This is a genomic window from Clostridioides sp. GD02377 (genome assembly GCF_045899875.1).
In the GTDB taxonomy this organism is placed as follows: Bacteria; Bacillota; Clostridia; order Peptostreptococcales; family Peptostreptococcaceae; genus Clostridioides; species Clostridioides difficile_A.
This window is the reverse complement of sequence record NZ_JBJODA010000010.1, coordinates 23149-36424: the sequence shown is the minus strand read 5'-3', so window position 1 is coordinate 36424 and position 13276 is coordinate 23149. Positions and strand designations below refer to the sequence as shown.

Here is a 13276-nt window from a genome sequence, read left to right as displayed (position 1 = left end):
ATAAAGAAATGAATCCCATTATAAGGATTCATTTCTTTATGTTATTTATAATATATTTTAAGAAGTGTATTTATAATAATATACAGTTTCTTTTCCAATACGCTCAGAGCCAATATTCGCCCATTTTTCTCCATAGGTAGATTTTATCTGAGAAATATCTGAATCTGTTGATTTAACAATCAAGCCAGCCTGAGATTTAAATATGCCCTTTTTCTTATTAACATCTCCAAATCTCAATGTACCTCCATTCAATAGTAATAAATTTCCGTTTTCATGGTGTTGCATTGTGCTAATTCCATTGACAATTTCTGGTTTAGAGGAATCAATAAATATATAATCATTAAAGTTATTTTGTAATCTTAAATTTCCACCTCCATTGTCTGCTTTTATTATATAACCCTCGGCATCTATATTACATTTCAATATAGCATTTGGTATTTGAAGAATTTCAAATACATAAACTTTGTGCTCATATTCTAATTCATCATCCCAGTTATCTTTATTATCACTAACTAAATTAATATGGCAATTAGTAAAATAATTTCCACTAAACAGAGAATATGCTTTTTCATCTTTATCTTTTATTTTTAAATAAGTATCATAATCAGTGTTATAATAACGTTGACCACATCTTCTTATAATACCAGATATACAAGTATCTCTTATTGAATCAAATAAAAAGCCACAATGACCACATTGATCGATTGTAATATTATTGATTTTATAACTACCATATCCTTCAAGATTCTCAATTTGACTACTTTCTAGACCAACTTCTTGTATTTTTTCAATATTTACATTATTTATGCTAGTACCAGTCATAATTCTCATTCCATTTTTACATTTATATATTCTACTGTTAGAGATAATTGCATCAATACCTGCATCAACACCTAATCCACAAGAAGAAACTGTAATATCATTTGAAATTGCATAATATGGTATCTGAATTCCTATACCTGAGAAACCACTTATATGAAGATTTTCATAATGACCAAGACCTCTAGTATTATCCCTTAGACCATCAGTTGTAATCGCTGATACACACTCTAAGTCTTCACCATTATCATTTTTCTTAATGAGCATTTCATAATGATAATGTGGATTTCCTTTTGTTGGGGGGTCATCGTGAACAAGTATCTCACAGCTGTCAGAATAAAAACTTATATTTTTAATACATTGTTTTCTTTTTACTAATGTAATAATACTCATGTTAGGGATTCCACTTGTTATAAATTGTGTAGCAGATGTTGATGAATCAGAATCTCCTAGTAATGTAATTTCTTTATTAATAGTAATACCAGTTTTAAATAAATATTTACCTTTTGGAAAGTATAAAACACAAAAGTCCAGTTCATTAATAATCTTCTGTATAAGAAGTCCTACATCTTCTGAACCATCGTTTTTAATATCAGGCTCTCTTTCTAATACATTAATCCATTTTTCATACTTAAATTCTTCCATAATATCATCTATTCCTTTCTTATTCACTTTCAATGTTACATGATTTTTTTAGTTATCAGTTTGACTATATTAAACTCATTAAAACTAGAATTTTAGAAAACTACCTCGTTGAGCTTAATAAATTTGCTTACTTATCTATCATTTTATGATAATGAACCGTATTTTCAAACTCTACCTTTTTACCAATTTTTTCCCATTTTCCACCATAAGAACTAGCCACTTCATCACTTGTTACTTTTGTTGTTGTTAGGATATCGCTTATCTGTGGACTATACATTTTAAGCTCTTTATTATTGCTATTTATATACATATCACCCTTTTTTATCTTGATTTTATCACCATAATCCTCTTCAGATACACCAATCCCATTGATGCTACTAATCTCACCATCATGGAATATAACTGTTTGTCCTTTGTTATTGTATATTAAATTTCCTTTTTCTGACTCAAGAACCATATCAGTAGCATCTATAGTGCATCTTAATAATACATTTTTGGTTTCAAATGCCTTTATGAGATATACAGTGTGATTTTCTTTTCCTTTATCTTCCCAATTGTCTGTATTATCATTTGGTATTGTTATATTACTTGCTTCTATTGAATTTCCATATAATAAATAATATGCTTCCTCAACCTTTTCATCTAACTTTAAGTAGTCATCATAGCTAAAATTAAAATAATATTGCCCACATCTTGAGACATTGCCTAATATTTGGGTATTAGATATTGAATCAAATTTGAATCCACAATAGCCACATTGGTCAATTGTGATATTTGTAATAAAGTTTGAGCCCTTACCAACATTGTTAATAGCAATCTTACCTACTTCTTCAACTCTCATACCATTGATAAATGTTCCAGTAGAAATTTCCATTCCATAATCACATCCCCAAGCCTTTCCATTAGTAATTATCGAATTTTCCCCTGCACTAATACCATGATTACATGAAAAAACAGTGATATCATTTACTGTAGAATTATTAGACATTTTAAGTGCAATTTCACCAAAACCACCAAAATCTACATTTTCATAGTGACCAGACCCTTCTGGTGTATTTTCACATACAATTGCTGATATACATTTCCCTTTGTGTTCGCTTTTGAATGTTATTTCATGATGAAATCCTGGTTTACCATTTGCAGGAGGCGCACTATAACTATTGGTATTACAGTTATTTGATTGAAAAGAAATACTTTTAATACAATGCTTTACTCCCTTTACTGTTATTATTGTGAAACTTTCCATTGTCCCATTTTCTATCTCTTTTTCATCAAATTTACCAGAAAATTGTGTCGCTCCTGAATAAAAATCTTTATGATTTGGATTATTCGACCTAAAATAGGTATCTCCACATAGCGTTAAGCGCTTATTAATCTCTATACCACTTGTAAATAGGTATTTCCCTCTTGGAAAATATATAATGGAATCTTCTGGTGCAGCATTTATGATTTCTTGCACTCTATAACTTACATTTTCTTTTTCAGTATTACAAACTCCATAATCTAAAACATTAATCCACCCATCTGTTTCTTTAATTATTATCGGTTCTCCCATAATTCACTACCTCCTAATTTTAGAATTATTCTTCTATTTTTTTATAATAGTACATAGGATTACCAGCAAGTGTTTTTACACCTATTTGCTCCCATGTTCCACTGTGTAATTTACTTATTTCTTCTTCAGAATCTAATATTGATGATATGACAGTATTCTTTCTTAATCTAGGAACTATTAAGTCCTGTACACCATTTTTTATACTAAGTGTATTGTCACTTATCTTAAGTAAATCACCCTGATTTGTATCAGAAATCTGAACGCCACCTACAGAACAAAGTTCACCATCATAAAACTTATAAGTATTTCTACCATTTTCCAATAATAAGTTACCTTTTGCACATTGTACAAAACTATCTGCCTCAGCATCACATTCTAGCATTACATTAGTTGTCTCATTTGCTTTGATTACATGTATCTTGCGCTCTAAACCATTTTCTAAAGCATCAATGTTATTATTCATTAATACAATATTACAGTTCTCTAAAGTATCTCCATAAAATATTGAATAAGCATCTTCTTTTCTATCTGTCATATTCTTATAAGTATCATAATCAACATTTTTATAATACTGAGCACATTTAGTAAATCTTGCATTTACTTGACTATTAGCCATTTTTTCAAACTTAAATCCGCAGTATCCACAATTATCAACTGAAAGGTTCATCATAAGGTTAAAACCAAGCCCTTTATTATTAATACCTATTTCTTGAATGCCTTCTATTTTTACGTTGTTTACACTGACACCAGTCGTAATTTCCATTCCGTTTTTGCATCTATAAACCTTACTACTAGAAAGCATGGATTTCTCTCCAAGTTTTATACCAAGTCCACATGAAGTAACAGTGATATCATTTGCAGTAGCGTAAAATGGAACTTCTATTCCTGTTTTTGAAAAGCCAGAAATATATAAATGCTCAAAATGTGATAGACCTTGTACTCTTTCTCCTTCTGTGATAGCAGATACATTTTCAGGTAATTTACATTCTATTTCTCTATTATCATAATAAAAGTTAATATTTTTGATTGTTTGATTTGCTTCTGTCAATGTAATAATGCTTATATTAGAAACTCCTCGAGTTATAAAATTTGTTGCTCCTACAAGAGATGGTTGTTCTTTACCTTCTACTTGCTTTGGAACATCCCCTCCATAATAAGAATTTCCTTGAAGTGTTATTTGTTGGCTAATTTTAATACCTTTTTCAAATAAGTAGTCCCCATTTGGAAAGTATATAACAGAATCTTTTAGTGATTCATCAGAAACAATCTCTTGTATCATATCACTTACATCTTCTTTTCCAGTAATGTCTATCTTGTTGTTTAGTTCCAGCACATTAACCCAGTCTGGAGTTTTAGTTTCAATTGCCATGATTAATTCCCCTTTTTAAAATTTAAATTATTTGTATCTACAGGAATAAGTGTATTTTTACTATAACTAGAGCAAGTAAGTATATTTTTATGATATTTGAGACAATCGTTATAATGAAATATCTTGGATTTCAATAATTAAGATATTGAATAAACGGATTGAACATTGCATTCATAAATAAGTTGATAGGTTTTCTCTTTTTGTAATAACACAATTCCTGTTATCTTATAGTACTATGAGAAAACCTCTTAAAAGTAGTCAATTCGTTTATAAAATGATTATATTTTGTTTATAAATTGATTATATATAAATAATTTGTAATTCTAAGATTACTAGAATTAACTAGTCCAAAACTACTTATATACAAGATATTTGCAAATACTCTTAGCATATAAAACGAGATGTATCTTATTTTGAACTTTCTATGATAATAAATCTAAAAATATTAAATATTCCATCATAATTAAGTGTTCTGTAAAAAAATAATTACTTCTTTATGAATGGTAATTCCATATATTTGTTTTATTTTATGTATGAGATAATCAATAAAAACAAAGAAAACGATTGATGAAGAATTATTGTAATGAAAGAATTAGCTATCAAAATTTTAAAAGGGCTTGATGGTTTAAAGGGTATAATCATTTAACACAAGTTATGAGTGTTCTCGGAAATGATAAAGCACTATTACATACTGTTTATAATATAGGGTTGGTTGTTTGTGGTATTACTCTTTTAATAAGGTAGATGTTGTATTTTATGAAAACTTAAATAAACTAGAGGCTAAAGGTTATATAAAAGAGAACCAAATAAACCAAGAGAAATTCAAATCTTGCATAATTAATTAAAAATGAGTTATCTGAATATGATATATACTATATCACCTTTAGATAACTCATTGTTTTAATCTTCTTAATTTAACCGTTTCAATTATTAAAATACATCATTTTCTATTTCTACACATTTAGTATTCTTTTTCATGTCATCCAGTACCTTTAGTGCACTAAAATCAATTAAATTATGTTGTTTATATTTAAATCCGATTTCTCTTAATTTTGAATTTAATAAAATAGCGAGCAATAGTATTCCAAAAGAAAATAAATATTTCGAAGAGATGTTAGAAGCATTATAAATACTAAAGCTCAGAAATAAACATATGAATATACCAACAATAGCCAAACTGATACACATTACTTTATATTTTAATCTTCTATCTTTAATACAAACTCTTATAAATAAATCTTCATTTAATATTTCTTTAGCTATTTGATAATCTTCCATATTGCAATACATCTTCTCGTATTTTTTCTTATTTAGTTTATCATATTCTTCTACTAATTTTCTTTCGATATCGTTTTTAGGTTCATATATATAAGACAATTTATCTCCTCCACTCTATTTATTTGCTTCTATATTTTTAATATAAACAAATTTAGACTCATACAATTTAAATTTATCATTTTCTATAACTATTTTATCATTAAATGCCTTAAAATGTTTTGATATTTTTATAAATATGCATCGTACTATATTTATGTATAACACTTTCATCGTTCTCCATTTAGCACAACATCCATTATAAAATGTGTTACAACACACAAAATATCATCACATATTCTTGATTAAATTTGTAATTGAGATAAATTATTTAGAAATAAATAGTAGTAAAGACTTGCAAATCATACAATATGTGCAATATGTAATACTAAGGTAGCATAGATTTGCAGATTAAATTCCAATTCTACTCTTCTACTCCATATAAAAACAATGTAACAAAAGCTAAAAATGAACAAATAACTCCAACAAAACAAAAAAGATAAAAAAGCAAAGTACTCATGTTATGACTTAAAGTACCTTGCTTTGCCTATATCTTAAAAAAAATTTACAACCTATAATCTATTCCAACTCAAATGCCCCTGTATAAAGACTATAATAAACGCCTTTTTGATTGATTAAATCATCATGAGTACCTCTTTCTATTATACGTCCCTGCTCAAGAACTATAATTGAATCTGAGTTTCTAACAGTAGACAACCTATGTGCTATTACAAAAACAGTTCTACCCTTCATAAGATTATCCATACCTTGCTGTACCAACACTTCTGTACGTGTATCAATAGAAGATGTAGCTTCATCAAGAATCATTACTGGTGGATTTGCAACTGCTGCACGGGCAATCGAGATTAATTGTCGTTGACCTTGCGAAAGACTAGCACCATTTTGTGTCAATATAGTCTGATATCCGTTTGGTAGCCTAGTAATAAAATCATGTGCATTTGATAATTTAGATGCCTCAATGCACTCTTTATCTGTAGCATCCATTTTACCATATCTTATATTATCCATAATTGTACCTGTAAACAGGTTGACATCTTGTAATACAACCCCCAATGAATGGCGTAAATCTGTCTTTTTAATTTTATTGATGTTAATACCATCATATCGAATTTTTCCATCTGCCAAATCATAAAAACGGTTAATCAAATTTGTGATGGTAGTTTTTCCAGCTCCAGTTGCACCGACAAATGCTATTTTTTCTCCTGCTGTTGCTTCCAATACTATGTTTTGTAGCACTAATTTCTTTTCTGTATATCCAAAATCTACATCAGAGAACTGAATATTTCCTTTTAAAGGAGTGTATGTTATTGTACCATCATGATGAGGATGTTTCCATGCCCACACCCCTGTATTGTCAGTTGTTTCTATTGCTTCACTATTATTAAATCTAGCATGTACTAGTGTAACATATCCATTATCTTGTTCAGGTTCTTCATCAATTAATTCAAATATACGTTCTGCACCTGCCAATGCCATAGCCATCATACTAATCTGTTGCGCAATCTGTGATACAGGCATACAAAATGTCTTTGACAAGTTTAAGAAAGCCACAATCATTCCAACTGTAATAGAGCCTACACTATGCAGTGCCATAAGACCTCCCAAAAGAGCAATTAACACATATTGCAAATTACCAAGTTGCATAACAGTTGGCATAAGTATGTTACCATATTTATTTGCTTGTGTAGAATCTAAACATAAATCTCCATTCTTTTTATCAAATTGCTGTTTTGCATCTTCTTCATGGCAGAATACTTTAATTACTTTTTGACCATTTATCATTTCTTCAATATAACCTGTAATGTTTCCTAAAGTTTCTTGTTGCTTTATAAAGTATTTTGCACTTGCACCACCAATTTTTTTAGTAGCTATACTCATAATGACTGTTACTATTAAAACTAGAATTGTCAGAGGTACATTACTTATAAACATAGAAATCAATATAACAACTACTGTAATAATAGCCGAAATAAATTGTGGTAATGCCTGTGAAATAAACTGACGCAATGTGTCTGTATCATTGGTATAATGGCTCATAACATCTCCATGTGTATGAGTATCAAAATAACGAATAGGAAGTTTTTGCATATGTACAAACATGTCATCTCTAATCTCTTTCAACGTTCCTTGAGAAATTTTTACCATAATTCTATTATAGAGAAATGTTGCAACAACTCCTAAGACATAAATACATGCCATTAAAACAATTGTATATAATAATCCACTAAATGATGGATTCTCTTCAAGTAAAAGTGGAGTTATATAGTCATCAATCAATGTTTGCAAAAACAAAGAACTTATAACAACTGTACAAGAGCTGAAAAGAATACATACAACAACTGTACTAAACAAAACTTTATGTCGTCCTACAATGTAAGATAGAAGTCGTTTCCATACACTGAATACTTTTATTTCCATTACTTATCATCTCCCTTCGTTTGTGAATCATAGATTTCTCTATAGATTACATTTGTTTTCAGCAATTCCTCATGTGTACCATATCCATTGATTTTACCGCCTTCCATAACGATAATATAATCAGCATCTTCCACTGAAGAAATACGTTGTGCAATTATAATTTTTGTAGTATTTGGTATCTCCTCACTGAATGACTTTCTAATCATCGAATCAGTTTTTGTATCTACTGCACTTGTAGAATCATCCAGTATTAAAATCTTTGGTTTTTTTAGCAAGGCTCTTGCAATACACAGTCTTTGCTTTTGACCACCAGAGACATTTGTACCTCCCTGTTCAATATAAGTGTCGTATTTATCTGGAAATGTATCAATAAAAGGACTTGCCTGTGCCAATTTACACGCATGTATTATTTCTTCTTCACTAGCATGTTTATTTCCCCAAAGTAGATTTTCTTTAATTGTTCCAGAAAATAACTCATTTTTTTGGAGAACCATTGCTACTTCATTACGAAGTGTAAATAAATCATAATCTTTTACATTTACACCTCCTATTGTAATTTTTCCCTCTGTAACATCATAAAGTCGTGGTATTAACTGAACCAACGAGCTTTTTCCACTTCCAGTTCCACCTATAATCCCCAATGTTGAGCCAGTTTCTATATGAAATGAAATATTTTTTAGACATTCTTTTTCTTTATCATCTACATAACTGAACGATACATTATCAAAACTTATATCTCCATTTTCCATATGATATACAGGATTATCGCCGTTTTTTAAGGAACTTTCTTCATCTACTATTTCTATAATTCGTTCAGAAGAAGCTCTTGCCATATTAATCATAACCATAACCATAGATAACATCATAAGACAATTAAGAATGTTCATGGCATATGCAATTAAACTTGAAAGTTCCCCTGTAGTCATTGTGGTTGCATTGCTTGAGACTATCATCTTTGAACCAAACCAACAAAGCAGTAGTGTACAGCAATATATGGAGAACTGCATTAATGGCATATTATATGCAACAATTTCTTCAGCTTTTCCAAACGTCTTGTATATTTTTTCTGAGATACTCTTAAACTTCTTGATTTCAAATTTCTCTCTTACAAAAGATTTAACTACTCGTATACCTGTGAGATTCTCTTGCACAACACCATTTAAATCATCATAAATATTGAACACTCTTTCAAAATAAGGATGGGAACGGTTTACAATGAGATATAAACCCACTCCAAGAATTGGAACTGCAATCAAAAATATAAATGATAGACTTGTATTAACCATAAATGCTGCAACCAGTGAAAATACAAGCATAAGTGGAGCACGCACAGCCACACGAATAATCATCATATAAGCATTTTGAACATTTGTAACATCTGTGGTTAATCTTGTTACAATACTTGAACTTGAAAACTTATCAATATTAGCAAAAGAATAGCCCTGTATTTTGTAATACATATCCTTTCTTAAATTTTGTGCAAACCCAGCAGATGCAGTAGCACAAAAGCTTCCAGACAGGATTCCAAAACATAATCCTAAAAGTACACAAACAATCAAAATAGTGCCAAGTAGTACTAGCGTCTGTGTATTGTTTCCACTGATTCCTACATCAATCATTTGTGCCATAATTAGAGGAATCAAAATTTCCATCAAAACTTCCAATATAACAAACACTGATGTTAGTATGGAAGCAGTTTTATACTCTTTAATAGAACGAGCTAATTTTTTAATCATACTCTATCTCCTTTTCTAAATAAATTTTAAGATGTTGACTTATTCTAGGTTTTATCAGACAACTTCAATTATCTATAATTTTCTTACTTAACTTTTCTTTATTTCGTATAGAAATGGATATACTTAGATGCCTAATATTTAGAATTTTATCATTATATCTTTTGAATGAGAATTTCAAAAAACGCAATAACATTAGATAAAATCTAATGTTATATTGAAATTATATTATCTTACAATTATACTTTTGATATGGAAGGAAGGTGCTCTATGAATACTCAACAATTAGAATGTTTCGTATGTGTTGCTGACAAGTTAAATTTTACAAAAGCTGCAGAAGAACTTTTTTTATCTACTCCTACAGTTACTCACCATATCAAAAATCTAGAAGAAGAATTAGGAGCAAAATTATTTATACGAAATTCAAAAATGGTTAGACTGACAGAAATTGGAACTATGTTTTATAGTGATGCCAAAGATATACTCAACAAAATAGAAGTATCACAGAAAAGGATATCAAAAGCTACTTCTCAGAACACTTCTTTTTTGCGTATTGGATGTTCTAGTCATGCTGAACTCAATAAATTAAAAAATGTATTGTCAGACTTACGAATCGTCTTCCCACAGGTATACCCTTTAATCTTTATGGAGGATTATTTTAAGCTTAAAAATTTATTCAATAATAAACATTTAGACATTATGCTCTCAACAAGAGAAATGATTAGAGATATGAAAGAGTGTTCTTTTAAAAAATTAAAGGATGCTAAAAATTATGCTATTATGTCATCACAATCCACACTCGCTGAGAAAGATAGTCTAACTTTTGATGATTTAAAGACAAATTGCTTGATTATATTAAATCCTAAATTTATACCATTTCAACATGGAAATATATTGCAGGAGAAGATAGCATTACATTCTCAAAACCACTTTAATATTGTATGTGAAAATGACCAAGCAAGTATCCTTCTTGCAAATTGTGGGTATGGTATAGCAATATTGCCTGAACATTGTATTCCAATAGAAAATGATGGCTTTGTTATTCGACCAATCATTGAACAAGCTATCATCGAATACGGTATTGCATATCAAAAAAACGTAAAAGAAAAATATATTCGATTCTTTATAGACAATTTTAATTGCTTGTAAATAAAAAAGAAGAGCCTTATATAAAGGTTCTTCTCTTTTATTTCAATATATATTATTACCTATTTCATTTTTATTGACTTACTATATTTATTGATGACATTCCATTTACCATTTTCTTTTCTTAATTCAAGGCTTATTTTTGAATAACAATCTTCTCCAGATTGTGTTACTATGACCTTATCTCCAAACTCATTCTTATAACTATGTTCTTCTATCTTATTTTTCGTATGACCTACCACAATAGCATCTATTCCGTCTACTGACATTGCAAGTTTTTTTATCTCGCTACTTGGATTTTTCAGTGCCATATTATTATCTGAATGAACAACTGCAACGATTACATCTGGATTTTCCTTTTGCATAACTCTTATCCATTCTTCTGCATCTTTTACTAAATTGTTGGTATACAATTCTTCTGTTTTTTCAGGAGTATTTAAAGTTTTTGAATCTTTTTCTGACTTTAAATCACTAGAATCTTTTTTATCTTTGTCTACAGTAAGACCCAATACTCCAACCTTTATACTCCCCTCCCTAGTTTCCACTTTATGCATTATATATGGTTTTACATAATTGTCTCCAGACTCATTGTATATATTAGCTGACAAAACTGGTATCTTCATTTCCTCAAAATTTTCTATAATAGAATCTAAGATAGATTTTTTTTCTTTAAAATTCTTTTTATCCGATGTAAGCTCATGGCTACCAAGTACTACAGCATCATAACCAAGGTATACAATTGGCCATTCATTTATTTTTTTATGGATACCTTTCTTTGAATTGTACTGCCACTCTTTAGACCACTTAGTCATTTCCTTTGCATTGGTATCCAGAAAATCCCCAGTATCAATAAATATAGGTTGGACATCCCTATCTCTTTCATTAAACAGACTGACTGCCATTTCATCTGAAAAATTTTGATGTAGACCAGATGTTGTGATTATATTTACTTCCTTTCCAAATATTTTTAACTCACTGTACTTATCTTTTATATACCACTTCTCATTCTTCTTATCCAACTTAAAATTAATCTTTGATATACTATTACCATGAGCTCCAGGTTGTGTTACTATTACTTCTTCACCCGACTTATTTTTATATGTATGCTGTTCTATTTTTTCATGTGTATGCCCTGCTACAATAGCATCTATACCATCTAAAGTAGTTGCTAATTCCTTTATTTTATTTCCTGGGTTTTTAGGATTTTTAGGTTCTTCACCTGAATGCACTATCGCAATTATTACATCTGGTTTCTCCTTTTCCATAACTTTTACCCACTTTTTAGCATCTTCTACTAAATCATTTGCATAGAGCTCTCCTTTATATTGTTCTTGTTCTCCAAGTTCTCTAGCTTTTTTATCTTCCTCAAAATTTTTAAATCTTGAGCGCTCACCTACTTCCTTTATAGTCAGACCTAGTATTCCAACCTTTACATCTCCCTTATCAGTCTGTACATTTTTCATTACATATGGTTTTACATAGTTTTCTCCAGATTGTTTATATACATTTGCCGACACTAATGGTATGTTATTATTTTCAAAATCAGAAACCAGTTTATCAAGGCTTTGTTTATCATTAGAAACAAATTCATGATTTCCAAATGTAACTGCATCATATTTTAGTTTTGCCATTTCTTTAGCTAAGGGAACCTCTCCTTCACGTGGTTCAGCTATTTTTTTATACTCTGGTATCCCATCTTTAAATCTTACCAGTTTTTGTCCAGTAAACCACTTATTCATTTCACCACTTTGCATATCAAAAAAATCACCTGCATCTACCATGAGTAGATTCTCATCATATTTTCTTTCTTCCTCCACATAAGATACCAAATTATCTGGAATAATTGAGTGTAAATCACTTGTAGCAAGTACATTAATTTCTGTATCTTTAGTACTTTGACATCCTGTGAGTAATACTATTAAAAATATTATTGATGCCACTATAATAAATTTTATTTTCATAAAAGCCTCCCCCTTAGATTTTGGATGATAATAAAATTTAATACCATGCTTTATCTTTACTATATAAGTTTGTACTATTTATTATACTAAAAGAACTATATGTAAATTCCTTTTTAATCAAATCTACATATAGTTCTCAATATTTTTTATTCGTAAAACAAAACCTACTCTAGTAAACTCAGATTATCAATTAAGATTTCTACTAGTATACTCACATATATTTACCACATTTAAATACTCTTATCTACTCATCTTATCCATACTACTAATATTAGCTACTTTACTGTATCTATAA

Annotated in this window: 8 protein-coding genes; 1 reads left to right on the top strand and 7 read right to left on the bottom strand. The window is 29.4% G+C overall.

Annotated elements, in window-relative coordinates:
• Nucleotides 1–57: 57 nt before the first annotated feature.
• From Q3304_RS10290 to Q3304_RS10265, 6 genes are all read right to left on the bottom strand, one after another.
• The gene (locus Q3304_RS10290) at nucleotides 58–1491 is read right to left on the bottom strand and encodes a glycoside hydrolase family 55 protein (protein WP_407813824.1); all 1434 of its coding nucleotides are present in this window, start codon (nucleotides 1489–1491) and stop codon (nucleotides 58–60) included.
• A gap of 100 nt (nucleotides 1492–1591) precedes the next feature.
• On the bottom strand, nucleotides 1592–3019 hold the full coding sequence (locus Q3304_RS10285) for a glycoside hydrolase family 55 protein (RefSeq protein ID WP_407813823.1): 1428 nt from the start codon (nucleotides 3017–3019) through the stop codon (nucleotides 1592–1594).
• Nucleotides 3020–3044: 25 nt separating this feature from the next.
• Nucleotides 3045–4388, bottom strand: coding sequence for a glycosyl hydrolase family 28-related protein (locus Q3304_RS10280; protein ID WP_407813822.1), 1344 nt, complete (start codon nucleotides 4386–4388; stop codon nucleotides 3045–3047).
• Between the two features lie 930 nt (nucleotides 4389–5318).
• Nucleotides 5319–5765 (bottom strand): hypothetical protein, encoded by a 447-nt coding sequence (locus Q3304_RS10275; RefSeq protein WP_054269219.1) that lies wholly within the window; start codon nucleotides 5763–5765, stop codon nucleotides 5319–5321.
• 516 nt (nucleotides 5766–6281) lie between these two features.
• Nucleotides 6282–8141 carry an ABC transporter ATP-binding protein gene (locus Q3304_RS10270; RefSeq protein ID WP_407813821.1) on the bottom strand — a complete coding sequence of 620 codons (1860 nt, stop codon included), beginning with the start codon at nucleotides 8139–8141 and terminating at the stop codon, nucleotides 6282–6284.
• The gene (locus tag Q3304_RS10265; RefSeq protein WP_407813820.1) at nucleotides 8141–9877 is read right to left on the bottom strand and encodes an ABC transporter ATP-binding protein; all 1737 of its coding nucleotides are present in this window, start codon (nucleotides 9875–9877) and stop codon (nucleotides 8141–8143) included. Before Q3304_RS10265 ends, Q3304_RS10270 begins: the two co-directional genes overlap by 1 nt.
• 249 nt (nucleotides 9878–10126) lie before the next feature.
• Between Q3304_RS10265 and Q3304_RS10260 the strand changes: the two genes are divergently transcribed.
• Entirely contained in the window at nucleotides 10127–11023 is an 897-nt protein-coding gene (locus tag Q3304_RS10260) for a LysR family transcriptional regulator (RefSeq protein ID WP_407813819.1), read from the top strand.
• Between the two features lie 59 nt (nucleotides 11024–11082).
• Here Q3304_RS10260 and Q3304_RS10255 read toward each other — a convergent pair whose 3' ends face one another.
• On the bottom strand, nucleotides 11083–12981 hold the full coding sequence (locus tag Q3304_RS10255) for a metallophosphoesterase (protein WP_407813818.1): 1899 nt from the start codon (nucleotides 12979–12981) through the stop codon (nucleotides 11083–11085).
• Nucleotides 12982–13276 lie beyond the last annotated feature (295 nt).

Excerpts from the sequence above, each read along its gene's own strand:
- Q3304_RS10285 (WP_407813823.1), bottom strand. The coding sequence starts at position 3,019 with ATGGGAGAACCGATAATAATTAAAGAAACAGATGGGTGGATTAATGTT.
- Q3304_RS10280 (WP_407813822.1), bottom strand. The coding sequence starts at position 4,388 with ATGGCAATTGAAACTAAAACTCCAGACTGGGTTAATGTGCTGGAACTA.
- Q3304_RS10270 (WP_407813821.1), bottom strand. The coding sequence starts at position 8,141 with ATGGAAATAAAAGTATTCAGTGTATGGAAACGACTTCTATCTTACATT.
- Q3304_RS10265 (WP_407813820.1), bottom strand. The coding sequence starts at position 9,877 with ATGATTAAAAAATTAGCTCGTTCTATTAAAGAGTATAAAACTGCTTCC.
- Q3304_RS10260 (WP_407813819.1), top strand. The coding sequence starts at position 10,127 with ATGGAAGGAAGGTGCTCTATGAATACTCAACAATTAGAATGTTTCGTA.
- Q3304_RS10255 (WP_407813818.1), bottom strand. The coding sequence starts at position 12,981 with ATGAAAATAAAATTTATTATAGTGGCATCAATAATATTTTTAATAGTA.